Genomic DNA, 24,882 nt, shown 5'->3' with positions numbered 1-24,882 from the left:
CGCGCTTTCCCGATACCAGCTCGACTTCGGGAGGCGGGCTCGACAGTGGAACCCCCGCCCTAATAAGCCCGCGGCGGGGCAGGGATGCCGCCCCGCCCAGGAACTGACTGCCGCTCCGAGCGCGTCCTCATGGCCTGATATCTGAGGGAAAGCGCACTAGGACGCCCGGTTCACCAAGCTGTGCGCCCCCTACCGACCTGCGGCTACATCAGCAACGCAGTCAAGCACTGTTCGCAAGGCGGGCCAGAAAGAGAAACAAGCCGAGCGGGGAGGCCTACGCTTCAGTCCGCGGATCGAGTTCCAACTTGAGGGAGCGCGAAGCCTCGCATCAATTCACTTAAGGCCTCCTGACGCTGGGCGATGCGCTTGCCAAGACAAACCAGCCCAGACCGTCAACCATCAAGCCCAGTGACATTGCTAATCGGACTTCACCAATAGCCCGAGATTAGTGGCTCGGCTCAACGCTTGGGAACCCCAAGCCGTGCTCAGGGAATTGCGCCGGACCTAAAGGGCCATTCCCGCTTGGATCTCAGGCGGGGAAATGCGGTCCAGCAACGGACGGACAAGTCACTGGTAACCAACGCGGCGCGGGCTTCCACGCACGGGGGTGGCCGCTGGCCTGCCAGGGAGTCCCGTTTATGTGTCGTTTGTGTGGCAGAGCGATTCCATGCGGCCGAGGATGTCGAGTCCTTGCATGTTCAGGTAATGCAGGATGTCGATGAAGATCCAGTTCTCGGCCAGCTTGCCGTCTTCGACGCGGTAGATGTCCACGACCCGCATGTCAGCCGGGTGGGGACTAGCTGTCATGCCCATGAATCCCCCGGAATTGGTCAAGGTGAGATTGGGCCAACCGAAGAAGCCGCCGAAGTTGCCTTCAGCGAGCCGGCAAAGATGCCCGTTGAACTGATAGCCCTCGGTTAGTGCTTCGCCAAAGGGCGTCGCATGTTGGCGCATGTACCCAGGAATCGTGTAACTCGCGCCGATCCCGGCCGGGCCCCACCAGATCATGTCGTCATGCCAGGTACGGGCGAGCTTCTCGGGATAAGGAGTGTCGGTGTCGTCGTCAAACCTCACTGTGAGCATCGTGTTGATGGCTCGGAGGCTCTCCTGGCCGGTTGCCGGATCCTGGGCGCCGTACATGAGTCCCTCATGGGTCGCCGGGCCCGGTTGGACAAGGTGAGCGCCCGTTTGGGGTGGGAAAGGGTTCTGCCCGGCCTGCATCATCAGGTGCGGTATGTCCACGAACAGTGCGGTCTCGGTGATCCGGCCATCTTCGACCTTATTGAACTCCGCGTAGCGCAGCATCACGATCTTTCCCGTCGGCCTGATGCCCAGGAAGGGACGATCAAACAGGCCCATGAAATGCCCCATGGAGGTAACCCAAACGGACTGGTTTCCGTCGATATGGTTCTCACCGGCCATAAAGATATCCGGGCGGTGTTGGGCCCCGGTCATGGCGGTGAGGAAAGGACCCCAGAACGCAGCTGCGACCGCTTCCGCTCCGGACTGTTCATGGAAGGGGTGCATCCCCCGCCAATGCCAGTCGGGCGCCGTGCGTTCACTAAGAGCATCGGCAACAGAGTCGGGCCCTGCTTTGAAAAGCGCTTCATGATGAGCGCGCACCACGGCCTTCTCAGCCTGGAAGTTCTTCATCGAAAACTATCTTTCTTGGTTGAATAGCGCACGGAATCCCGACACCCTGAGTCAGGCCGGCGCCAACGCTCCGATCAAACCGAAAGATCTTTGGGGTCTTCAGGCTCTGCCACAAGATCAGCCTCTCACGACTTGTGCATGCGTATACCTACTCACAGTTGCAGCACCAATGTCAATCATTTCTGCAATTTGTGCCCCGGCATAGCGCGGTCGCGCCGTGCCAACGGTTCAATGGAACAGCCCTGTCGCCCGCGGAAGGAAACTAAGTCAAGTTCTTCGGATGTGTGTTCTGGGGCAAAACCGAATCCGGCGGTCGCTTGGACTTAACCGTCAGCCCCGATCCGGCCGATGTGCGAGTGGGCGACTTCTGCCGTGTGGGAGACGGCAATCTGACAGAGAACTGGATCTTCATCGACATCCGTGGAGCGAACGGGCCCCAGTAGACCCGGCTCAGAGGTAAACGTCGACGGCCGCGCTGGAGTCCACATACATCCGCGTGTTGACCCCGTCTGCGGCTACCCAGAACCCGCGTCGGCAGGCACGCCTGCCACGAACCTCTTGATTTCCTCCTGGACTCCGATTGCGACGAGATGAGAAAGATGGAACTTTCAAGGGACTGCGGGTGGAGCTAGTCCTTCAATGTCAGGAGTTTCTTATTCACGAACTCGTCCATCCCGTAACGACCGAGTTCCCGTCCAATACCGGATCGTTTCACTCCGCCAAACGGCAGCTCCGCCGCAGTACCACCACACTCATTGATACGCACCATGCCGGCGGTAAGTCGTTCTCCGATCCGAGCTGCCCTGTCTGTGTTTCCCGAATGAACCGAAGCGCCAGGCCCGAATGCTGTGTCATTGGCAATCGCTACCGCCTCGGATTCTGTGGCGGCTTTGAAGACCATTGCGACTGGTCCGAAGAACTCCTGCCCGTAAGCGTCCATGTCACGGGTTACCCTCCCTATAACGGCGGGCCTGAAATAGGCTGAGTCGGCCGCTACTTTTCCGCCTGAAAGTAGAAGGGTCGCGCCCTCGGCAACGGCGGCGTCAAGTTGTGCTTGCAGTTGGTCGGCAGCGGCATGGCAGGAAAGAGGCCCAAGATACGTCCCAGGTGCCGTGGGATCCCCGGGAGCGATCGCGGCGAGGGCTTGGCAGAAGGCGCGGACGAAGCCCTCGTAGACCGCCTCCATCACCACGAACCTCTTCGCGGCGTTGCAGGCTTGACCGCCGTTGACCATTCTTCCGGCCACGGCGCGCTGAACGACCGTTTCCAGGTCCACGTCCTCGAGGACAATGAAGGGATCCGAACCTCCAAGTTCCAGGACCACCTCTTTTAGATTGCGACCAGCAGCCTCGGCAACTGCCGCTCCTGCCCGTTCCGAACCGGTCAGGGACACGCCATAAACTCTGCTGTCGGCAATGACTTTCTCAATCTGCGGGCTAGTGGCCAGAAGTTGGGCGTGATCTTTGGTGGCACCGTGCAACCGGACCAGTTCGCAGTCCTACGTCGGGTACTGGATTGCCGTCACCAAGCTTACGAAACCACGCACTCTACAGGAGGCGCGATTTTCAATTAGGCCTCGCTCAATATGCAACATAGGTTGGAGGTGAGCCGCAATAGTTAGCGCCTTGCTCGCTCGCAACTCGACGGCGCGGGCGAGAGCCGGACGAAGATTTCGTGGCGTCCAGTTCAAACATGCCGAGCGTTTCGTTGGAACACAAGACCGGCACTGCGGACTCACATCTCTTGAGTGCGGGCCGGAACAGACGTCGCTTTAGCGGTTGTCGAGCCGATGCTGAGTTCGAACCGTGGAGCCGCGGGAACGAGCGGTGAGGAGCTGGCATCTGCTATGTAGCTTGCAGCCAGGCCTCCAAGGTCGACCAACGGGAGCGTCATGGTTGTCAGACCAAAGACGGCGCCGCCTCGGGTGCCGCCGATGCCGGCGACAGACACATCATCAGGAGTCTTGTATCCGGAAGTCCACAGGTAAGCGAGGACACCCACTGCTATTTCATCGTTAGCGCACACGATCGCTTCCGGAAGCTGCCCTTCTGTGACGAGCCGCTCTATGGCCGCCCGCCCTGACTCCTGGCGCATCCCTGTTCCACCCACGACATGCGGACGGGCTTGAGCTTCAAACATCGCGCGCCGGTAGCCTTCTGTTCTTTGTTCGACCGCGGTGAGACCCGGCATGCCACCGATAAAGGTGATTCTTCGTTGACCAAGCGACAGCATGTAGCGTGTGAGCTCGTACGACGCCTCGACGTTGTCGATGATGATCTTGGTTGAGTCGAATCCTCGCGGTGCCAGTGCTACAACCCGGGTTCCGGCTCGAACGGCAACGTTTACCTCACGGGCCAGTTCAGCCGTACCCGGTGAACCCTCGATGTCACTGCCGCAGAACACGATGCCGGATGCCTGATGTTCCCGGAGAACTTTGAACTTTGTTCGTTCCTGCTCCGGGTCCCGGTTGGCGTTGGCCAAGATTGTGACGTAGCCCGATTTGGCGGCTTCGATCTCAATGCCGCGGGTGAGTTCTGCAAAGTAAGGGTCGAGGATGTCGCTGGCGATGACCCCGATGATCTTGCTGCGTTGTTGCTTCAGCGCCTGAGCGGCCGCGCTCGGCGTGTACCCCAACGTTTGGGCGGCTGTTCGCACGCTTGCGCGTATGTCTGAGGAGACCGGATGCGCTGACCCGTTGAGGACACGGGAAGCTGTGGCAACGGAGACAGCAGCTAGTTCGGCTACTTCGCGCAGTGTCGCCATAATCCGGCTCCTTCGGTGCTTTCTCGTTCAGCCTAACCGGATCTTTTCAGGTAGGGCTTGCGGGGAGTTTGGTTGACAGGGTGGCCCGTCTCACATTAGCTTAGTGGTAAACCTTTGCCATTGCCAGTTGATAACTAACGGAAACAGCGGCAAACGTTATCCACACTAGCTCAAAGGAGAGACATGACGGACCTTTCAAAGCCCTTCGATTTGATCGTGGTTGGAGCCGGAGCAGCGGGACTCGCGGCGGCGAATCGCGCCGCCAACCTTGGCGGACGTGTCCTGCTGCTGGAGAAGGGTGACGCTCCGGGGGGATCTGCCGCTCTTTCCGCCGGCATCCTCTGGACGGCCCCAAACTTGGAAGTTCTTCGTCGTATCCAGCCCGATGGCGATCCTGTCCTCGGGCCGCTTGTTGTCGAAGGATACGAGCAGGCCGTGCAGGACGTACGCGACGCTGACGTGAAGGTTTCCGACGAGTGGCTCGATCACTTGGAGTGGGGACGAGCCTGCAAAATTGACATTCATGATCTCATTGCGAAGTGGTCCTCGAAGGTAACTAGCACCGGCGGTGCCATGCTGACAGGAGTCAGTAACGTTGACCTCATCCTCAACGAGGGCCGCGTGTCCGGTGTGACCTTCCTTCACGAGGGTGAAACCAAGAAGGCGTCCGGCACAGCGACGGTCCTGGCCACCGGAGGGTTCCAGGGAGACCCCGAGCTGAAGCAAAAATTCATCGGTAACGGAGCGGACGACATCGCTGTCCGTAGCAATCCAAATTCAGTTGGTGACGGCTTCCGCCTTGGCGCTGCAGCAGGAGGCGCGGCCAGCCGGCACCTCTCGGGGTTCTATGGCCACACGCTGCCGAGCCCACTGCCTGTTTCCCCCGAAGTGTTCCTCCGTCTGACCCTCTACTTCTCGGCCTACGGGATTATGGTGAACCGCCTCGGTCGGCGTTTCACGGATGAATCCCTCGGCGATGAGGTCTCCAACCAGGCTGTCGTTCGCGAGCCGGGTCAGCGAGGAGTCCTGATCTGGGATGACGAAGTCCAGCAGAACCGCGCACTGGCCGTGCCGTACCCCAGCGGCATGGCTCTTAACCGTCACGCTGAAGCAACCAAGCTCGGTGCCCGCACCGCCGAAACCGATACTCTGGAAGAGCTGATCGAGGTCGTGGCAGGCTGGGGCGTTGACCGTGCAGGTCTCACAAGCACGCTTGAGAACTACAAGCGCGCTACTGCGGGCGAATCCGTAAGCCTGGACGCACCCCTGCCGGAACGTCCGAGCCCGCTCAAGACGGGTCCGTTCCGTGCCGTCGAGCTTCAGCCCTGCATCACCATCCCCTTCGGCGGTCTCCGCGTGAACAGGGACGGCCAGGTCCTGAACCGGGACAACCAGCCGGTTCCCGGACTCTTTGCTGCTGGAGCTGATGCCGGCGGTGCCCAGGACCGGCGTTACGTGGGTGGAATCATCTTCGGCCTCGTCTTCGGCCGGCGAGCAGCAGACGCTGCCTTGCGCGGTTTGGGCTCCGGTAATCAGGATGCCCTGGTGCCGGCCCTATGAGGACGGCCCTGACACAAACCCGCGGAGTTTGCTGGACAGGACCGGAACAGCTCTATCTCAGGGGGCGTAAGTCCTCCCGGACAGTCGCACCGAACGAGGTAGTTGTACGCATCGAGAGCGTTGGCGTATGTGGCACTGACGTGACCATCTGGAGGGGCGACTATCCCGGCGTGCCTGCCGGGACCGTTCTTGGACACGAGTTCGGCGGCACCATCGTAGAAGTCGGTGCCACTGTCGCTGACCGCAGCGTCGGACAGTTAGTAGCCGTTGACCCCAACATAGTCTGTGGAAACTGCCCTGAGTGCGCTACAGGCTCCCGTGCACTGTGCAGCGAGCGTCGCCTGATGGGCCTGGACCTCGACGGTGGGTTGCAAACGCAAATTACTGTTGATGCAGTTCAGACCATCCCTGTCCCCGGGAACCCAGACCCGAAGTCCTTGGGCCTCGTTGAGCCTCTGGCCGTCGGTGTCCATGCCTGCTCGCGTGCCGGAGTCACCTCCGGCGCGCGGCTGGGCATCATCGGAGGCGGAGCGATCGGTATGGCTTGTGCCCTGCAGGCAAGGAGTCTTGGTGCCGGCAGCGTGACCGTCGTAGAGCCAGATGCCCTCCGCAGGGCAACGATCGAGGAGTACGGTGTCACTGCCATCGCCCCGGGAGAAACACCGGCGGAACGCTGGAATGTCGCCATCGACACTGTAGGGAACGGCACGACCATCGGCGCCGTTATGGGCCTGATGGAGCGGGGCTCCACAATCTGCGTGGCCGGTCTTGCTGAAGGGGGAACCGTGCCGCCCGCGAAGGACCTCGTCCATCATGAACTGACCCTCACGGGAACCTTCTGCTACACGGCAGAAGACCTCCGCACGGCCGCCGAGCTTCTGGCCATTCACGGCCTCGCTGCTTTGCCCAACGACCTCGTCCATGGTCTGGAGCAAGCACCTGCAGCTATTACCTCGTACGCCGCCGGACATCTTGGGCGCGGGAAAACAATCATCATCCCCTAGTTCACCCCCTCAGGGGCACCTACAACTGAATCTGCAATGAAGGAGACGTCAGTGAACAAATCGCTGCAGCACGCTAATTCCCACCCTCCGGACGCGAAGAAGAACAGTCCTGTGCGCGCCGCCGTTGCCAGCATGGCCGGCGGAACGCTCGAGTACTACGACAACTACATCTACGCCCTGGCCGCTGCTCTCGTATTCGGGAAAATCTTCTTCCCCGAGTCAGGCGGCGTCGCGACCATAGCCGCCCTGGCCACCTTTGCAGTCTCTTACGTTGCCCGGCCGATCGGTGCGATCCTCCTCGGGCACTTCGGGGACCGGATTGGCAGGAAGAAAGTCTTGGTGTTCATCCTCGTTCTCATGGGAACGGCCACCTTCCTGGTGGGCTGCCTGCCCAACTATGCCCAGATCGGCATCTGGGCACCCATCTTGCTAGTCACGCTGCGAATCCTGCAGGGCATTTCCGTCGGCGGCGAGACTGCGGCCGCAACAGTGCTCACCATCGAGGTTTCACCTGAAGGGCGCCGCGCCTTCTTCACAAGCTTCGCGCCCAATGGAATTGTCGCCGGCTTTATTCTGGCCACACTCATCTTCCTGCCGATATCAGCGCTGCCGGAAGACCAGCTGCTGAGCTGGGGATGGCGAATCCCATTCCTGCTGAGTGCCTTAGTCACTTTGGGAGGATTTATCATCCGAGCCAAGCTGGAAGAGCCCGAAGCCTTCGTTGAGGCCCAAAAGGAACACGCACTGGTGAAGGTGCCGATTGTTGAAGTGTTCCGCTCTCATTGGGGCTCCATCATCAGAGTGACATTCTGCTCACTGGCCTTTGCCATTGACACCGTCATCAAGGTTTTCGCGCTCTCCCTGGCCACCGGCGTCTATGGAATTCCGCGCAGCACCATGCTCTGGGTTCTTATCGTCAGCCATGTCTGTGCGCTCGTGACGCAGCCCTTGTTGGCAATGCTGTCGGACCGGATCGGACGTAAACCGGTCTTCATTGCAGGCAACGTCGGCTGTGCATTGATGATCTTCGCCTACTTCGGCTCCATCCAAAGCGGAAACGTCCCGTTGCTGTTCCTCACAGGATTCCTCTCGGTAACGTTCGCTTACGCAGCAATCAATGCCACGTACCCGTCGTTCTTCGCGGAAATGTTCAACCTCAAGGTCCGTCAGACAGGTATGGCTCTGGGTCTTCAGCTCGGCCTGATCGCCGCAGGCTTTGCCCCCAGCGTTTATACGGCACTCACTGCAGGTAAGCCTGGTGACTGGTTCCCCGTTGCGGTCATTTCCGCCATCATCTCCATACTCGCGGTCCTTACCGCTCTTACGGCAAAAGAGACATTCAGGACACCCTTGGGCGAACTCGGAAAACCAATCTCCACGACAACGCCAGAGCCCGTACCGGCCCTTACCGGAGACCGTTCGTGAGTCAGCATTCCCGGGTAAAACCCGTCACATCGCCACGGCCGTCTCCCAGTCTGCCCGCATGGGCAGGCCGGTCCACATCAGAGCAGCACACGAGGAGAGAATCATGGAGCTAAGTCTCAACCAGGCCACCACCCGCCCGTACCCGCTGATCGAGACCGCTGAAGCAGCGGCGCGGGCCGGCATCCGCCACATCGGCCTTTGGATCGACCCGGTCGAAGAGGTCGGCATTGCCCGCACTCAGCAGCTGCTCGCCGACACTGGTTTGTCGGTCAGCTCGGTGTGCCGGGCCGGGTTCCTGGCCGACAAAGAAGGCGCAGAACTGCGGGCGGCTGTGGACGGTGTCAAGAGGGCCCTTGACCTGTCCCACGAGGTCGGCAGCCCAATGCTGACCCTGATCGCGGGCGGTCTCCCGGCCAATGACCGCAGCATCGCCCACGCCGAGCAGCGGCTGCGCACCACGCTGGAGGAGCTCGAACCTTTTGCCCGGGACACCGGTGTCCGGTTGGCCTTGGAACCGCTGCACCCCTTGTTTGTGGACAGTCGGAGCATTGTCACCACAATCGGTCAGGCTCTGCGGGTCATTGAGGATCTGCCAGCTGACACGGTCGGAATACTCATCGATGCTTACGCCACATACTGGGACTCCCACTTCCACGACGACGTCGCGAAAGCCGGTCCGAGAATCGCCGGGTACCAAGTCAGTGACTTCGCGCTGCCCCTGCCGGTTCCTGAAAACATGAACGGTCGGCTGTTTCCGGGAGAAGGCAGCATCGATCTGGCATCCTTGACCGCCTCTGTTCGCCGCGCCGGCTACACCAAAGCCGTGGAGGTTGAAATTTTCAACGACGACATCTGGAAATTGCCGCTGGAAACCATCATTGAACGCACTGTAGCCGGCTTCGACCGCTACGTTGCTGAACCCGTGAACGAATTGGAGCGCAAACTCACATGAACAACATCGACCTGCCCGCACTTGACGGGCAGCACCGGACAATAAAACTCTCGGTACCAGCTGACCTGGAAACCAGCAGCACACCGCCGACGTCCCGCATCGTTTACGCCGCGGGTCACGTCGTGGCCGACCCCCTGCTGGCAAGCGCCGCATCTTCAGCCATCGACTGGGACGCGACACTGAAGATCCGCCATGAACTCTGGGGCCTCGGCCTGGGCATCGCCGAAAGCATGGATACCGCTCAACGGGGCATGGGCCTCGGGTCCAAGGAAGCACTCACCCTCGCCCGGCGCACGCTGGCCGAAGCACGTGCCGTTGACGGCCTGGTCGTTGTGGGAATCGCAACCGATCAGCTCGCCCCGGGTCCCCATCCCCTGGGAGACATCGCGGATGCCTACATCGAGCAGCTGGCCGAGATTGAGGACGCGGGAGGCCGCGTTGTCATGATGGCCAGCCGGCACCTGGCCCTCTCCGCCAAGGGTCCAGATGATTACCTTGAGGTTTATGGCAGGGTGCTTGACTCAGCAAAGCATCCAGTCATCCTGCATTGGCTGGGTTCGATGTTTGACCCCGCCCTCGAGGGATACTGGGGCCACAACTCCATCCCGGACGCCTCCGACACAGTTCTTGGGCTCATCGAGTCCAAAAAGGACAAGGTCGCGGGCATCAAGATCTCGCTGCTGGACAAGGACCACGAGGTCAGCTTCCGGCGCCGGCTCCCCGCAGGAGTCAGCCTCTTTACCGGCGATGACTTTAACTACGCCGACCTCGTTGTGGGGGATGAACACGGGCACAGCGACGCCCTTCTGGGCGCATTCGCTGCGGTGCCCCGCTTCGCATCCGCGGCGTTCGCTAAACTTGACTGCGGAGACGTCACCGGGTTCCGCCAGATCCTTGAACCGACAGTTCCGCTGAGCCGCCTCATTTTCGAAGCCCCCACGCAGTACTACAAGGTGGGCGTCGTCTGGCTTAGCTACCTGACCGGATGGCAAAGCCACTTCCGCATGCTCGCCGGCTTCGAATCGGGCCGCTCATTGGTCCATCTGGCTGACTTGTTTGAATCGGCGAACAGCATCGGCCTGTTCCCGGACCCGGAAGCGTCCGCTGCCCGGGCTTCGGCATACTTCCGCGCACAGGGGCTGTGATCATGGCGGCCGGCAGCACCATCGGCCTCGCCGGCCAGGAACAGGAGAGCGTTCCCTTCGACACCCACCGGACGGCGCAACTGCGTTGTCTGGTGGTTGGGGCGGCCTCCGGTATTGGCCAGGCCACGGCTGACCGACTCAGCAGAAACGGGAACGCAGTGATCCGTGCTGACCTTCCTTCTGCACAGTGGCCCGGGAAGGAAGGCCGGCACCCCCAGTTATCCGTGGACATCGCAGAGAGCCCATCCGTGCATGCCGCAGTCCAGCAGGCAGCGTCCCTGCTCGGCGGCCTGGACGTTGTTGTCAACACGGCCGGAATCCTCGGCAAGGTCCAGCCCTCTTCAGAGGAAACGATTGAGGAGTTCGAAAGGCTCGTCCGGATCAACCTGACCGGCGCCTTCGCCCTTTCCAAGGCGGTCCTGCCGCTCATGGTCGGAAACGGCTACGGGCGGCTAATCCACTTCTCCTCCACGGCAGGCAAGGAAGGCGTGCCCTCGATGGCCGGATACTCTGCGAGCAAGGCGGGCATCATCGGTCTGGTGAAAGCCCTGGCCAAGGAGTATGCAACAACAGGGGTAACGGTCAACGCGATCGCTCCTGGCAAGATCGATACTCCTTTCATCAGCGGCAAGGCACCAACACCTCAAGACCTCCAGCGAATCCCTATGGGGCGCCTGGGGACACCGGCCGAGGCAGCGGCCTTGGTGGATTACATCGCCTCACCTGAAGCGTCCTATACGACCGGGTTCGTCTTCGACCTCTCCGGAGGCAGGGCCGTCTACTAAAAAGAGGGAGAGCACGCTCTGCGTGAAAACCTGTGACAGGCCGGGCCTAGGAGGACGGGCCTGTCAGTGGTCCTCAGCCCGCCTACCCGCCCTACTCCGTGCACCTGCTGTACGGTGCGAAGGAAGCACATGCGAATAGTCATAGCAACCGACAAATTTAAGGGCTCCCTTTCCGCGTCCGAGGCCGTTCAAAGCCTCGGACGCGGAATCAAGGCAGCCTTACCGGACACTGTCATCGAGGAAATCCCCATAGCCGATGGCGGGGAAGGAACTCTGGATGCCACCGTTGCGGCCGGCTTCACGAAACACTTCGAGATGGTCTCCGGCCCGACCGGCCTTCCTGTGAGAGCTGCGTATGCAACTCGGGACCACGAGGCCGTGATCGAACTCGCCCAGGCCTCAGGTTTGGCACTGCTTCCCGGGAATACCTTCGATCCTTTGGGATCGACCACCTTTGGAACAGGGCAACTGATCCGGGCAGCGCTGGCCCGCGGCTGTACCCGGGTCATCATCGGTGCCGGAGGAAGCGCCGGCACCGATGGGGGAGCGGGCCTTCTCGTCGCGCTCGGCGCAGAATTTCTGGACGCTGACGGCAAACCCGTCGCAAGGGGCGGTGCGGCTCTTGCACATATCGCCCGCGTCAAGCTGGACGGCTTGGACAAGCACGTCCGGTCGGCACGGTTCGTCCTGGCCAGCGACGTGGACAACCCATTACTGGGGCCGCGCGGCGCAGCATCCGTTTTCGGACCCCAGAAGGGGGCTAACGAGCAGGACGTTCAACAGCTGGATCGGGCCCTGGCTCACTTTGCCCACGTGTTGGGCACGGCAATCGGGCCCAGCGCGTCCCAAGCCATAAGGGCCGCGGGTTCCGGCTCAGCTGGGGGAGTGGGATTCGGCCTGATGGCTGCCCTGGCCGCACACCGCGAATCCGGAGTGGAACTTGTCCATCATTTGACGAACTTCCAGGACCGGCTGGCCGGCGCCGACCTCCTCATCAGCGGGGAGGGCCGGCTGGACCACCAAAGCCTGGGTGGCAAGGCCGCGGTAGGCACTGCGCAAGCTGCCATGGCAAGAGGCATCCCAGTTATTGCCGTATGCGGTAGTACAAACCTCACTGGACAGGAACTCCAGGCCGCAGGGTTTTCCAAGACTTACACTCTCCGCGACCTTGAACCCGACCTGCAGATCTGTCTGGAAAACGCCTCCGCCCTTCTGGAAACCACAGGTCGGATGCTCGCACAAAACCTGCAACGCTCCTAAACCCTGGAGTCAGGGTCCAATGCCTCACCGCTCTGGGCCGTCCAGGGTCGCCAATGAGGTTCAGCCCGTCCCTAGACAAGATAGCGCTTACTCTCGAATTGACCGAAATCCACAAAACCCTCCTTGACAAGGAGAGCTGCACCAAAGAGCATTGAGTAAGCGCTTACTAACGACCCCCCCGCCCGTTCAATCAAAGGAGATTCCGTGGCAAATGAAGAGAATTTCGACTATGTGATCGCTGGAGGCGGCACCGCTGGCTCCGTCCTGGCCGGCCGTCTGAGCGAGGATCCGAGCGTGAGAGTGCTTTTGCTCGAAGCAGGCCGATCCGACCGCCACCCATTCATCCAGGTTCCTGCCGGTTTCGCCAAGCTGACCGCAGGCCCTTACCAGTGGGGCTATGTCAGTGTCCCTCAAAAGCACTGCAACGGCCGTGAGATACCGCTGGCGCAGGGCAAAGTACTCGGGGGCGGCGGCTCCATCAACGCCCAGGTCTTCACCCGTGGGGTTTCCGAGGATTATGACAGTTGGGCCAAGGACTACGACTGCACCGGATGGTCAGCCGAGGAAGTGCGCCAGTACTTCATCCGGTCCGAGTCGAATTCCCGGCTCTCAGCACCCTTCCATGGAACGGAGGGGCCGCTGGGTGTATCGGATCTGGCTCACCCTCACGAACTGTCCAGGGCGTTCGTGCGCGCGGGCCAGGAATTCGGTCTGCCCTACAACGGCGACTTCAACGGAGCGGACCAGTACGGCATCGGCTTCTATCAGACAACAACCAGGAACTCGCAGCGATGCAGCGCAGCTACGGCCTACCTTCGTCCTGCCAGGAACCGGAAAAACCTCGTGATCCGCACGTCGATCACGGCCAAGCGCGTCGTGATGACCGGCCTGCGTGCCACAGGGGTTGAAGTCATCGAAAACGGGACGGCACGAACGTACACCGCGAGCCGCGAAGTGATTGTCTCATCGGGTGCCTTTGGTTCCCCCAAGCTCCTGCAACTCTCCGGAATTGGAGACCCGGCGGACCTCAAAGCTGCCGGCGTGGACACGGTGCACGCGCTGCCTGGCGTCGGGAAAAACCTCCAGGATCACTGCGACCTGGACATCATCTATGAACTGAACCTCTACGGCAGCATGGACCGGCTCAATCGAATCAGGACCGCGACCGCCATTGCCGGAGTCCAGTACCTGGCATTTAAGTCCGGCCCCCTGGCCTCCACCATCGTCGAGGCCGGCGGCTTCAGCTACGGAAACAAGAGCGAGAAGACCCCGGATCTGCAGTTCCACTTCCTTCCCGCAGCCGGGGTGGAGGCTGGAATCGCGTCAGTCCAACCAGGCTTCGGCGCCACCTTGAACTCCTACTTCGTTCGTCCACGCAGCCGCGGCACTGTCAGGCTGGCATCCGCTGACCCCTCCGCTTCACCTTTGATCGACCCAAACTTCCTTGCCGACGACTACGATGTCGAGATGGCCATCGAAGGGGTGCGCCAGAGCAGGGCCATCATGGAACAGCCTTCCATGGCGGCGCACATCAAAGCCGAGCATCTTGCCGGCGGAGAAAAGGTCAACACACAGGACGAGTATGTGCGGTTCGTCCGTTCCCACGGGCGGACGTCCTACCACCCGGTGGGAACCTGCGCCATGGGAACCAGCGACGACTCTGTCGTCTCGCCAGAACTGAAGGTGCACGGCATCGAGGCTCTGCGGGTGGTTGACTCATCCATTATGCCCAAGCTCGTCAGCTCCAACACGCAGGCACCGACGGTCATGATCGCCGAGAAGGCGGTCGATATGATCAGGGCATCGAACTAGGAGCTGGTACCTGTGCCGGGGGCCCCAAACGAAGAAGGTTCCGAGGTTGCCATTACTGGTAAGGTGACCGCGGTGAAGAAAAGCCTTTCGGCCACGGGTATGACAACCCCTGGTTCGGCGTACAGCGTCCCGGGCGGGGAAGTTTCCCCTTCTGCACCCGGGGCGGCACCTCCCAAAGGTGCTGGTCATCCTGACACTGCGGCAAGACGTGCCCCTGCCCGCAAGGGCCGAAGGAAAAGGGTAGGTGACGAGAATGTGAAGCAGAACGGACAGCGGGTCACTATTGACCAGGTGGCGAAGGAAGCTGGCGTCTCCACAGCGACAGTATCCCGAGTTCTGGCAGGGATCGGATCGGTGAACGCGACCATGGCAGCCGAGGTCAGACGCGTCGCTTCGACACTTGGGTACCGTCCGTTTGGTGCAGCCCGGGACTTGGCTTCAGGGCACCACCGCAGCATCGGCGTCGTCGTCCCAGACCTGGGAAACCCCTACTTCTACGACATCATCAGTTCCGCCCAGGCCGCTGCCGCCAAAGATGGCTACCGGATGCTCATCGCCGATTCTGGTGGCGATCCTGCAACGGAGCTGAGCATGTGCGAAGATCTGCTTTCCCAGGCCGGAGGCCTCATCGTTCAGTCCTCCCGAATGGATGTGACAGGGCTGAAATCCCTTGTCGCCCACAACAGCCCCGTTGTGCTGATTAACCGGGTCGAATACGGGGTGGACCTTCCAACGGTCGGGGTAGACAATTTCTCCGCCATGCTTGAAATCTGCCATCACCTCACATCATTGGGCCACCGAAAAGCTGTCTATCTCGCCGGCCCAGCCAGTTCCTGGCAGAACCAGGAGCGCTGGCGCGCCATCGAACAGGCCCGGATGATGGGCCTGGAAGCGACGGCGCTGTCAGCCGAACCAACCATCGAGGGCGGATATGACGCAACAGACGCAGTTCTGGCGGAGGGCCCGACCGCCATCATCGCCTTCAATGACCTGGTTGCCAGCGGTGTACTCGCACGTCTACGGGAGCGCGGGCTACGCGTACCCGAGGACATGTCGGTCACCGGATTCGATGACATCGTGTTCGCCAAGTTTACGCACCCTGCGCTGACCACGGCCGTCACCCCCCGCGCTGCGCTCGGTAAACAAGCCTGGAAAATCCTCCGGGCAAGGCTGAACGGATACGCGGTACCGGAGGTACCCCTGGTAAAAGCAGAAGTAGTCATCAGGGACTCCACCGCGCCACCCCCGGCGCATTAGAAACAAACATCCCCACCCTATTGTGTTAGCAAGATCACTGTGCTTGAATTTAGTAAGCGCTTACTTTCAAGCTAAATAAAACCCCCTCCCAATAAACAATCATTGAAACTGGCCCAGAGTAAGCGCTTACTAGGATGGGGCTTCAGACACCGAGGAACCCCTCCGGAGCTGCAGCGGCCCAGGCCGTCCGCAAGCAGCCAAGGACAACCCAGTCGTGTGTCTTACTCCCGCAGCGTGAACCAGTTTTCCTGTTCAACTCCGAACAGCCCAAATTTTAGAGAAGGAACAACCAATGGAGATTTTCCGATTCTCTCGCGTCGCCGGCACCGCCGGGGCTATCGCGGCGATGCTGACGCTCAGCGCCTGCGGCGGTGCAGTCACCTCCGGAGGCCAGGACACGCAGAAGACCGCCGGTAGCTGCAAGCCGGAGGATGTCACTCTCGTTCAGTCGGGCCGTGGCCTCGAAAACGAGTACTACGTTTCCATCGATGCAGCCGCCCGTAAATTCGCTGCATCCAAGGGCCTCGAGTCCAAGTACCAGTGGATTGCCAGCGACGGCGACTCCTCCAAGCAGCTGGGGCAGATCAAGTCCATCCTGGCCAAAGGCGGCAACTGCGTTGTGATCAACCTTGACGCCAACGAGTCCTCAGTAGTCCCCTCCGTGGTCAAGGAAGCCGAAAAGGCCGGCGCTTGGCTGGTCACCCAGTGGAACAAGCCTGACGGCCTGAGCCCCGAGAGCAGCTCGGCTCACTGGGTGGCCCACATGTCCGTGAACGGCGTCCCGCAGGGCTACGACACCGCCAAGGCGTTGTTTGAGAGCATGGGCGGCAAAGGCTCGGTCGTCGCCCTTCAAGGCATCCTGGACAACCCGCCAGCCAAGGAGCGCTTTGCTGGCCTGCAGAAAGCACTGCAGGAGTACCCGGGTATCACCCTGCTGGAGGAACAGACGGCAGAATGGGACCGTACCAAGGGTCAGAACGTGACGCAGACCTTCCTGACCAAATACGGGGATAAAATAGGCGGCGTTTGGACAGCTAATGACGCCATGGCCCTCGGTGCGCTTGAGGCCGTGAAGAACGCAGGCAAGCAGGGCGCCATCAAGGTCAGCGGTATCGACGGTTTGGCCGAGGCGGTCAAGAATGTCAAGAACCCGCAGACGGGCTACGTTGCCACGACACAGTCCACGGCCGCCGCGCAGGCCTCCTACGGCCTGGCCATCGGGTTGGCGGCCGCCACCGGGGAATTCGACCCAGCCAAGGAACCGAAGGAACACCGGTCCTTCTACCTCAAAGCACTGCCCGCGATAACCTCATCCACCACTTCCAGCGTCCCTGATCCGGCTGACATCTCGAAATTCAACCTGTCCGATATCTGGTCCCAGACGGGTGACCCGATCAAGTGACCGAGAAGCTTTCGACAGAGCTACCGGCAAAACCGGACCCGCAACTGACCAAAAGCCCTAAGGGATGGATCGCCGCCCATTTCGATAGGGTGCCATTTGCCGCACTGATCGTCCTGCTCATGATCGTGCTGGTAATGCTGTTCGTGAATCCGGCCTTCCTGTCCGGAAACAACATCCGGGCGGTGGCAGAACAAAGCGCAATCCCGGTCGTCGTCGCTGTCGGCCTGACATTTGTCATCCTGATGGGCGGAATCGACCTATCCGTGGCAGGGGTCATGGCTGCGGCATCACTGAGCAGTGCCCTGCTTCTGGCCAATGACCGCAATACCCTCAGCCTCGGGCTATGGGTCATCCCGGCAGGATGCGCAGTCGGAGCGGCCCTGGGACTTCTGGCCGGCCTTTCGGTCTCCGTCCTCAGGGTGCCTTCATTCATCGTCACGATAGGCACCTGGCAGATAGGACTCGGGATCGGACTGCTCCTCTTCGGCGGGAAGCCTCCACGCGTTCTTGACGACGGGGTCCGCGATCTGGCCAACGGAACCTATGCAGGGGTTGCGGGCGTCGTATGGCTTGCCGTGCTGGTAGTGGCCATCGGATGGTTCCTTCAAACCCGGACCCGATTCGGACGCTATGCCTACGTCATCGGAGGCAGCGAAGAAACAGCCCTGCTCTCAGGCATCCACGTCAAAAAGTACCGAACGTTGTCCTTCGTGATCGCAGGTGCCGCCGCGGGACTCGCCGCTGTGATGGCCACGACCAGGACGGGAGTAGGGGACGTCGGCATCGGCGGCAGTCTGCTCTTCACCACCATCGCTGGAATCGTCATCGGCGGCACTCTCCTGACCGGTGGCAGGGGAGGGGTGATCCACTCCGTGGTTGGGGTCATCGTCATTGTGGCCATAGCCAACGCCATGGTTCTCGGTGGCGTCAGCTCCTATATCCAGCAGGCAGTCCAAGGCGTGGTTGTCCTCGTCGCTGCCACGATCGCCCTCTGGCGTTCCCGACAGAGATTGAGAGTCGTCAAATGAACAGTGCTCCTGCCTTGGAACTGCGCCAAGTCTCCAAGTCCTTCCCCGGCGTTCGCGCCCTGAAGGACGTATCTCTCGAAGTCCGACCTCACGAAGTTGTCGGCCTGATCGGAGAAAACGGCGCCGGAAAATCGACACTATTGAAGATCCTCACCGGAATACAGCGCCCGGACAGCGGGACAATGCTCGCCCAGGACACGGAAGTGGTCCTGCGGGGCGTCACCGAGGCCAACAAGCGCGGCATCGCTATGGTTTTCCAGGAACAATCACTGCTGGAAAATATCACCGTGGGGGAGAACGTTCTGCTCGGGAACGAAGGCGATGCGGTCAAACAGGGCGTTTACCGATGGTCAAAGCTCAACCAACGTGCGCAGGAATACCTGGACATTGTGGGTGGAGGGCTGAAAGCCGAGACACCCACGCACCATCTGTCATTCGCAAAACGACAGATGGTCGAGGTCGCCAAAGCCCTGGCATCGGGCCAGCGGAGTAGCCATGATCCTGTGATCCTTCTCGACGAGCCCACTTCCGTGCTCGAACACGAGGAGATTCAAACGCTTTTCCGGATCGTGCGCGAACTCCGCAAACGAGCCAGTGTCGTCTTTGTGTCCCACAGGCTTGAAGAAGTCCTGGAGATTTGCGATCGCGTATATGTCATGCGCGACGGAGAAGTAGTCGGCGAATGCGTCCCCGGCGAGGTGACGATGGACCAAATGTTCTCCATGATGGTCGGACACGAACACCATGCCGGCTACTACCACGAAAACAAGCAGCTTGAAGCCCGGTCGACGGCACGCCTGGAGGTCAAGAACCTCTCAAGCAGGTCGTTTCACGACGTCTCCTTCACTATTGCCCAAGGTGAAGTTGTCAGCCTTATGGGCGTGCAGGAAAGCGGTCGTGAAGACATTGGCCGGGCTATTTTTGGGGCAATCCCAACCACAGGAGGCACGATCCGGCTCGACGGCGAGCCGCTGGCGCTCCGGGTTCCGGCAGACGCCGTACGCAAGGGAGTCGGCTACATCCCCTCCGAACGTAAGGTGGACGGCGCCGTGCTTGCCATGAGCGTAGCGGAGAACCTGACACTGGCTCACCCCGATCGCGTCAGCTCCGGCCCATTCTTCAATCCCGCTCTGGAAAAGAAAACAGTCCGTGGCTGGATAGAGACCCTGCGCGTCAAAACGCCCTCCCCGGACACCTCCATCCGCAACCTGTCCGGTGGCAACCAGCAAAAAGTAGTCCTGGCCAAATGGCTTTTGGATCCTGACCTCAAACTCCTGATTCTGGACACTCCCACCCGAGGCCTAGACGTGGGGGCAAAAGCAGACGTCTATGCCCTGATTAGGGACCTGGCAGCTAAAGGCTTGGCTGTCCTGCTCATCGCAGACACCCTCGAAGAGGGAATCTCCATGAGCCACCGCGTTCTGACGATGAAAGACGGACGCATCACCGGCGAAATGGCGAGCAGCCCCGGAAACCGGCCTCACCGTACCGACGTACTCGAAAAGATGGTCTGACCATGACTGGACAGCACTCCGTGACCGCAGACAAGACCCCAGCGGCATCCGCGGGTCCGGCCACCAGCAGACTAAAGCAGCTCCACACTCTAGGCATAGCTCCGGTGCTCGTACTGATCGTCCTGGTCATAATCGTCAGCGCTTACGACAACTCATTCCTTCGGTTCCCCAGCCTGATGTCCCTGCTGGAACAATCCGCGCCCCTGGTGCTGCTGGCAATCGCCCAGGGACTGGTCGTCCTGACCGGACGCATCACACTGGCCAACGCAGGGTTGGCAAGCCTCACCGGCGTCCTGCTGGCCAAGATGCTGGACAGCATGGGCCCCGGGGCCGTGCCAGCAGTCCTGATCGTGTCAACGCTTCTCGGCCTCCTCATCGGCGTCGTCCATGTCAGCACCCAACTCCCGTCATTCATCGTCACCCTGGGGTTCCTCGGTGTCTTCGCCGGCCTCGCTCTCTGGCTCTCCGGCGCAGATTCCATCCTCGTGACCACCGGATACGGCAACGTTGAATGGATCTCCTTCCGCCTGTACGGAGTTCCTATCTCCTTCCTCATCGTCCTGCTGCTCACCGCAGCGCTGATGGCCGTCCTGAAAGTGTTCCCCCTCGGCCGCCGGATCCGAGCCATCGGGTTTAACGAGCGCGCAGCAGCCTTCAGCGGCATCCGCACCACGAGAGTAGTGGTCCTTATCTTCTCGCTGTCCGGTGCGATGTCCGGCCTAGCCGCCGTCTTCCAGGTAGCTCAGCTCCAATCTGCCGGGGCGACAACATCCGACTCGCTGCTGCTGCCAAGCATCGCCGCCGTCATCGTCGGAGGATGCGCGATATCAGGGGGAGTCGGAGGAATCGGCAGGATTCTGCTCGGATCATTGGTCATCGCCCTTTTACGGGTCGGACTTGACCTCGTCGGCGTAGATTCCGCCTACCAGCCCATCCTCTACGGCCTCATCGTCATCCTGGCGATCGCCGCAACAGTCGACCGCAGACGCGGAACCGCAGTCGCCTGAACCCGCATGAGGGTTCCTGCCCGAGCAGCGCCGGAAGAGCACTCTCACCCACCACGACCACCCCATTACCTAGAAGGCGAAGACGCCAAGGAGCAGATGATATGACCAAGAAGCTACGAGTCGGGATTGCCGGCTGCGGCAACATCTCCGATAACCATTTTCAGGCCTACAAGTCACTGGAAGACGCCGAAGTCATTGGTGTCTGCGATGTCGATCTGGGCCGAGCGGAACAGTTTGCATCCGACCGGCAGATCCCACATGCGGTCGACAGCATTGCTAAATTGCTGGACCTGAACGTGGATATCATTAGTGTCTGCACCCCCCATCCGACCCACGAGCAGGTAGTCGTCGAAGCCGCCAGTCGCGGGGTCCACATTCTGTGCGAAAAGCCCATAGCAATATCCTCGGAGTCCGCCAGGCGGATGACGGTGGCGGCGCACGAAGCCGGAGTGAAACTGGGTGTCCTGTTCCAGCGCCGCTTCTGGCCAGCTGCCCGGGCACTTCGGGCAGCTCTCGATGACGGCCGGATCGGCCAGCCCATCCTGGGAAGCTGTTCAATTCTGCTGCACAGGGATTCGGCATACTATTCCTCTGCCGCGTGGCGCGGGACATGGGAAACGGACGGCGGCGGGGTCCTCATGACACAGGGCATTCACTACATCGACCTGCTTCAGTGGTACATGGGCGACGTGGTCGAAGTCAGCGCACAGATCCGCACGCTGGTCTTCACCGGCGAAATCGAAGTCGAAGACGTCGCCGTGGCAACCCTGAATTTCGCATCAGGCGCCGTCGCCACAGTCCACGCGACCACCGCAGCCAACCCCAGCGTCGGGGCGCGGGTACACATCATCGGCCACAACGGAGCATCGGCCAGCGTCAGCGAATTCCCCGAAGGAGCGGCCGGCGTCTGCGATCTCTGGGCCATCCCGGGCGAGGAAGACCACGTGGACCTTTTCGACAAGGGCCTCGGTACCAACATCCCCATCGCCCAGATCAACGCGGAACTCATGCCCTTCCACCGGCTGCAGGTTGCGGACTTTGTATCAGCAGTCCTCAATGACACCGAACCAGCCGTCACCGGTGAGGAGGCTCTGAAATCACTGGAAATCATCGCCGCGATCTACGAGTCAGCCAAGCTCGGAAAGCCGGTCCAACCCCACTATTCAAGCGGTGCTCAGCCGGCAACGGCAGGCCGGCGATCCTAGGACACCCGAAATGCGTGCACAGCGTAAACATCCCCTGGGCAGAAGCCACCTTGAACTTACGGCCATGTCCTTCGGCGCCACGATCATCGGTAATTTCATCCGACCCATCAGCGACGCCTCTGCGGCCGAACTCGTCGATCAGGCGTGGGACCTGGGTATCCGTACTTTTGATACGGCACCGCTGTACGGGCACGGGCTCAGCGAACTGCGGCTGGGCCGTGCCCTACAAAGGCGCACCCGGGCCGATTACGTCCTGTCGACCAAAGCCGGGAGAGTTCTGACTCCCGCAAACCCGTCGACCATCGACTCGGGATTATGGAAGGATCCTGCCCCCTTTGCGGCTGCCTTCGATTACACCTATGACGGAATCATGCGCTCCGTTGAGGACAGCCTGAAAAGACTGCTCGCGGATCACCTCGACATCGTTTACATGCACGACATCGACCGCTATACCCACGGCGGCAATCAACCTGAGATGTTCCGCCAGGCAGTCGATGAGGGTTTTCCCGCCCTGGCCAAGCTCCGGGATGAGGGTGTCGTCACCGCCGTTGGTATCGGCGTAAACGAGGCCGACGTCTGTCTTGCTGCCATCAAGGAAACAGATGCGGACTGCGTACTGCTGGCCGGCCGTTACACGCTCCTGGAACAGGAACCGCTCGATGATCTGCTACCCCTGTGTGAGATCAGAGGCATCGGGGTCGTGCTGGGCGGGGTATACAACAGCGGAGTACTGGCAACCGGTCCAAAGGAGGGGGCAAAATTCAACTACGGTCCCGCCCCTCAGGACGTCATGGACCGTGCGGGCCGCATTGAGGTCATCTGCAACAGCCACGGTGTGCCGCTTCCCGCGGCCGCCCTTCAATTCGCTGCTTCCCACCCTGCCGTGACCAGCATCTGCATCGGCTCGCGCAGCCCAGAGCAACAACAGAACAGCGCTGAGTTCCTGAAACTCAGCATCCCTGACCAACTGTGGCAGGACCTGCGCGACAACGGTCTGCTGAGACCGGACGCGCCAATCCCCTCCGGTTCCGACTAAGTATCGACTCAGCGCCAAGAACCGGCCGCACCCGAGCCCCGCTCACCATCGATAGGAGACTGACGTGAACGTCGATCTGAACGTCCAAACACCAACCACGGAAACCCCGTTCCGCACCTACGGCCACTACATCGGCGGCAGCGTACGTGCCCAGGGTTCCAAGACAGTGGACCGCAACTCTCCGGCAACCGGCCAGCTGGTTGCCCGCTATTCTTCCGGTACAGCAGAAGAAGCCGAAGAAGCAGTCAAGGCAGCCCGCGACGCCTTCGACGAAGGTACCTGGCCTCATCTGTCCGGGCAGGACCGCTCCCGCATCCTGAATCGGTTGGCATCGTTGATGCAACGCGATTTTGAAAAACTGGCCCGCATCGAGGCAGAGGAAACCGGCAAACCGCTGCGCCTTGCACGAGGAGACGTCCAGGGCAGCATCGGCTTGACCGAATACGCTGCCGCTTTGGCACTGACCATGCACGGCGACGTCCACACCAACCTTGGTCCAGGGTTCACCGGACTTGTAACGCGCGAACCAGCCGGTGTCGTAGGAATGATCACGCCCTGGAATTTTCCGTTGTTGCTGCTGATGCAAAAACTCCCCTTCGCGCTGGCCGCGGGCTGCACAGCCGTTGCGAAGCCCGCTGAGGTCACCTCCGGAACAACACTGGAAATAGCGAAACTGGCTACAGAGGCAGGGGTACCCGCGGGCGTATTCAACGTAGTCACCGGCCGCGGTTCAGTGGTGGGCCAGCACTTCGCGGAATCGGAACACATCGATGTTTTGTCGTTCACAGGCAGCACCACGGTAGGCCGGCGGATCATTGAGGCCTCCGGGGTAAACAGCAAACGGCTCTCCATGGAACTGGGCGGCAAGGCCGCAACAATCGTCTTCCCCGATGCAAACATCGACGAAGCAGTTGAAGGCGTCCTGTTCGGCGTCTTCTTCAATCAGGGGGAGTGCTGCGTCTCCGGAGCCCGGCTCCTGATTCATGAGGACATAGCAGAGACATTCTTGGCTGCCCTCGTACAGCGCGCCCAGCGGCTCGCTGTAGGACAACCCTTGGATGAGGAATCCGACATTGGGGCTTTGATCCACGCCGACCACCTGAAAACCGTTCTGGACTATATCAGCGTGGCTCAGGAACGGGGAGCGAAAGTCATCACAGGCGGGACGCAGCTCGACACGGCAGAACTTCGGCAGGGCTACTTCGTCGCACCAACGATTCTCGACCAGGTGGACGCGGCAAATCCCGCCTTCCTCGAAGAGATCTTTGGACCCGTGCTCACCGTGACCCGGTTCGCCAGCACTGATGAAGCCATTTCCCTTGCCAACGCTGTCGAGTTTGGGCTGGCCAACACCATTTGGTCCAAGAACATCGACACAGCTCTATCCGTAGGACGCGCCCTGCGCAGCGGTACGGTATGGATCAACACGACGATCGACGGGGCCCCTCAACTGCCCGGCGGAGGCGTGAAAAACAGCGGGTATGGCAGGGAAATGGGCCAGGCAGGCTTTGACGAGTTCACCGAGATCAAAACCATTCAAATCAGGACTGGGAAGCATGAGCCGTTCTTCCGCGATACGGACAACACGGGAGCGGGATAGACAATGCGAACCCTGCAGGCAGGACCCACAATCCGACAATCACCAAGGGAGCTGGCCCTGAACTATTTGCGGGCTGCCATCCGGAAGTTTTCGGCAGCGTACTCCGAATACGCATGGCACTACGCAGGCATGCCGGGCGAACACCACGAGGCCGGCGGGCCAAACCGTGTGGACGCAAGGCAGCCCTTGTAGAAGAGAAAGGAAGATGACCCTTGGCCCAGCACAGCCTTGGACAGAACTGGTTGCACTTCCACGCCGGGGACCGCGTAACTGTAGCCGAGTCCGGAAATCCCCCCTACAAGGCAACTGTCGTACTCACCAGCGAAATAGGCGTCCTATGGGTCCTCCCCGATTCGGGCTCAGGACGAAGGGTATTTGACTGCAGGGAACACGTCGTCATCCGACACTGCGGCTGGGCATCGGACGACGACACCGCGTAGCTATTGCTTAAATCGCTGCACTCCCGGGCTAGCA

At 60.8% G+C, this 24,882-nt stretch carries 19 protein-coding genes; 16 read left to right on the top strand and 3 right to left on the bottom strand.

Features of this window, described 5'->3' with window-relative positions:
• Positions 1-636: 636 nt before the first annotated feature.
• The 3 genes from QEH68_RS21110 to QEH68_RS21100 all read right to left on the bottom strand — a co-directional run bounded on the left by QEH68_RS21110 (position 637) and on the right by QEH68_RS21100 (position 4,416).
• On the bottom strand, positions 637-1,653 hold the full coding sequence (locus tag QEH68_RS21110; RefSeq protein ID WP_280624966.1) for a nuclear transport factor 2 family protein: 1,017 nt from the start codon (positions 1,651-1,653) through the stop codon (positions 637-639).
• 628 nt (positions 1,654-2,281) lie between these two features.
• A complete protein-coding gene (locus QEH68_RS21105) occupies positions 2,282-3,046 on the bottom strand; it encodes an aldehyde dehydrogenase family protein (RefSeq protein WP_280624964.1) in 765 nt (254 codons plus the stop codon).
• A gap of 341 nt (positions 3,047-3,387) precedes the next feature.
• Entirely contained in the window at positions 3,388-4,416 is a 1,029-nt protein-coding gene (locus QEH68_RS21100) for a LacI family DNA-binding transcriptional regulator (RefSeq protein ID WP_280624962.1), read from the bottom strand.
• A 183-nt stretch (positions 4,417-4,599) separates the two neighbouring features.
• Here QEH68_RS21100 and QEH68_RS21095 point away from each other — a divergent pair, with 183 nt between their 5' ends.
• The 16 genes from QEH68_RS21095 to QEH68_RS21020 all read left to right on the top strand — a co-directional run bounded on the left by QEH68_RS21095 (position 4,600) and on the right by QEH68_RS21020 (position 24,408).
• A complete protein-coding gene (locus QEH68_RS21095; protein WP_280624960.1) occupies positions 4,600-5,976 on the top strand; it encodes an FAD-dependent oxidoreductase in 1,377 nt (458 codons plus the stop codon).
• 140 nt (positions 5,977-6,116) lie between these two features.
• Complete coding sequence (locus QEH68_RS21090) at positions 6,117-6,980, top strand: alcohol dehydrogenase catalytic domain-containing protein (protein ID WP_280624958.1); 864 nt, start codon at positions 6,117-6,119, stop codon at positions 6,978-6,980.
• Positions 6,981-7,031: 51 nt separating this feature from the next.
• The gene (locus QEH68_RS21085) at positions 7,032-8,405 is read left to right on the top strand and encodes an MFS transporter (protein ID WP_280624956.1); all 1,374 of its coding nucleotides are present in this window, start codon (positions 7,032-7,034) and stop codon (positions 8,403-8,405) included.
• Positions 8,406-8,508: 103 nt separating this feature from the next.
• Positions 8,509-9,357, top strand: a complete 849-nt coding sequence (locus tag QEH68_RS21080; RefSeq protein ID WP_280624954.1) for a sugar phosphate isomerase/epimerase family protein — start codon at positions 8,509-8,511, stop codon at positions 9,355-9,357.
• Positions 9,354-10,502 carry a dihydrodipicolinate synthase family protein gene (locus tag QEH68_RS21075; RefSeq protein ID WP_280624952.1) on the top strand — a complete coding sequence of 383 codons (1,149 nt, stop codon included), beginning with the start codon at positions 9,354-9,356 and terminating at the stop codon, positions 10,500-10,502. The genes QEH68_RS21080 and QEH68_RS21075 overlap by 4 nt, the downstream gene beginning before the upstream one ends.
• A gap of 2 nt (positions 10,503-10,504) precedes the next feature.
• Positions 10,505-11,287 (top strand): SDR family oxidoreductase, encoded by a 783-nt coding sequence (locus tag QEH68_RS21070; RefSeq protein ID WP_280624950.1) that lies wholly within the window; start codon positions 10,505-10,507, stop codon positions 11,285-11,287.
• 129 nt (positions 11,288-11,416) lie between these two features.
• Complete coding sequence (locus QEH68_RS21065) at positions 11,417-12,547, top strand: glycerate kinase (protein ID WP_280624948.1); 1,131 nt, start codon at positions 11,417-11,419, stop codon at positions 12,545-12,547.
• A 204-nt stretch (positions 12,548-12,751) separates the two neighbouring features.
• Positions 12,752-14,359 (top strand): GMC family oxidoreductase N-terminal domain-containing protein, encoded by a 1,608-nt coding sequence (locus QEH68_RS21060; protein ID WP_280624947.1) that lies wholly within the window; start codon positions 12,752-12,754, stop codon positions 14,357-14,359.
• A gap of 255 nt (positions 14,360-14,614) precedes the next feature.
• The gene (locus QEH68_RS21055) at positions 14,615-15,616 is read left to right on the top strand and encodes a LacI family DNA-binding transcriptional regulator (protein ID WP_280624945.1); all 1,002 of its coding nucleotides are present in this window, start codon (positions 14,615-14,617) and stop codon (positions 15,614-15,616) included.
• 292 nt (positions 15,617-15,908) lie between these two features.
• Positions 15,909-17,018 carry a sugar ABC transporter substrate-binding protein gene (locus QEH68_RS21050; protein ID WP_280624943.1) on the top strand — a complete coding sequence of 370 codons (1,110 nt, stop codon included), beginning with the start codon at positions 15,909-15,911 and terminating at the stop codon, positions 17,016-17,018.
• A gap of 89 nt (positions 17,019-17,107) precedes the next feature.
• Complete coding sequence (locus tag QEH68_RS21045) at positions 17,108-18,046, top strand: ABC transporter permease (protein ID WP_280624941.1); 939 nt, start codon at positions 17,108-17,110, stop codon at positions 18,044-18,046.
• Positions 18,043-19,560, top strand: a complete 1,518-nt coding sequence (locus QEH68_RS21040) for a sugar ABC transporter ATP-binding protein (protein WP_280624939.1) — start codon at positions 18,043-18,045, stop codon at positions 19,558-19,560. Before QEH68_RS21045 ends, QEH68_RS21040 begins: the two co-directional genes overlap by 4 nt.
• Before the next feature lie 2 nt (positions 19,561-19,562).
• Entirely contained in the window at positions 19,563-20,567 is a 1,005-nt protein-coding gene (locus QEH68_RS21035) for an ABC transporter permease (RefSeq protein WP_280624937.1), read from the top strand.
• 101 nt (positions 20,568-20,668) lie between these two features.
• Positions 20,669-21,772: a Gfo/Idh/MocA family oxidoreductase gene (locus QEH68_RS21030; protein ID WP_280624935.1), complete on the top strand. Its 1,104-nt coding sequence runs from the start codon at positions 20,669-20,671 to the stop codon at positions 21,770-21,772.
• A gap of 10 nt (positions 21,773-21,782) precedes the next feature.
• Positions 21,783-22,808: an aldo/keto reductase gene (locus QEH68_RS21025; protein WP_280624933.1), complete on the top strand. Its 1,026-nt coding sequence runs from the start codon at positions 21,783-21,785 to the stop codon at positions 22,806-22,808.
• 64 nt (positions 22,809-22,872) lie between these two features.
• The gene (locus QEH68_RS21020) at positions 22,873-24,408 is read left to right on the top strand and encodes an aldehyde dehydrogenase family protein (protein ID WP_280624931.1); all 1,536 of its coding nucleotides are present in this window, start codon (positions 22,873-22,875) and stop codon (positions 24,406-24,408) included.
• The last annotated feature ends 474 nt before the right edge of the window (positions 24,409-24,882 follow it).

The organism is Paenarthrobacter sp. OM7, assembly GCF_029873575.1.
GTDB lineage: Bacteria > Actinomycetota > Actinomycetes > Actinomycetales > Micrococcaceae > Arthrobacter.
This window is presented reverse-complemented; position numbering and strand designations above follow the sequence as displayed.

Coding starts and splice junctions, on each gene's coding strand:
- QEH68_RS21050 (WP_280624943.1), top strand. CDS start 15,909: ATGGAGATTTTCCGATTCTCTCGCGTCGCCGGCACCGCCGGGGCTATC.
- QEH68_RS21035 (WP_280624937.1), top strand. CDS start 19,563: ATGACTGGACAGCACTCCGTGACCGCAGACAAGACCCCAGCGGCATCC.
- QEH68_RS21110 (WP_280624966.1), bottom strand. CDS start 1,653: ATGAAGAACTTCCAGGCTGAGAAGGCCGTGGTGCGCGCTCATCATGAA.
- QEH68_RS21100 (WP_280624962.1), bottom strand. CDS start 4,416: ATGGCGACACTGCGCGAAGTAGCCGAACTAGCTGCTGTCTCCGTTGCC.
- QEH68_RS21080 (WP_280624954.1), top strand. CDS start 8,509: ATGGAGCTAAGTCTCAACCAGGCCACCACCCGCCCGTACCCGCTGATC.
- QEH68_RS21070 (WP_280624950.1), top strand. CDS start 10,505: ATGGCGGCCGGCAGCACCATCGGCCTCGCCGGCCAGGAACAGGAGAGC.
- QEH68_RS21095 (WP_280624960.1), top strand. CDS start 4,600: ATGACGGACCTTTCAAAGCCCTTCGATTTGATCGTGGTTGGAGCCGGA.
- QEH68_RS21040 (WP_280624939.1), top strand. CDS start 18,043: ATGAACAGTGCTCCTGCCTTGGAACTGCGCCAAGTCTCCAAGTCCTTC.
- QEH68_RS21025 (WP_280624933.1), top strand. CDS start 21,783: ATGCGTGCACAGCGTAAACATCCCCTGGGCAGAAGCCACCTTGAACTT.
- QEH68_RS21030 (WP_280624935.1), top strand. CDS start 20,669: ATGACCAAGAAGCTACGAGTCGGGATTGCCGGCTGCGGCAACATCTCC.
- QEH68_RS21065 (WP_280624948.1), top strand. CDS start 11,417: ATGCGAATAGTCATAGCAACCGACAAATTTAAGGGCTCCCTTTCCGCG.
- QEH68_RS21075 (WP_280624952.1), top strand. CDS start 9,354: ATGAACAACATCGACCTGCCCGCACTTGACGGGCAGCACCGGACAATA.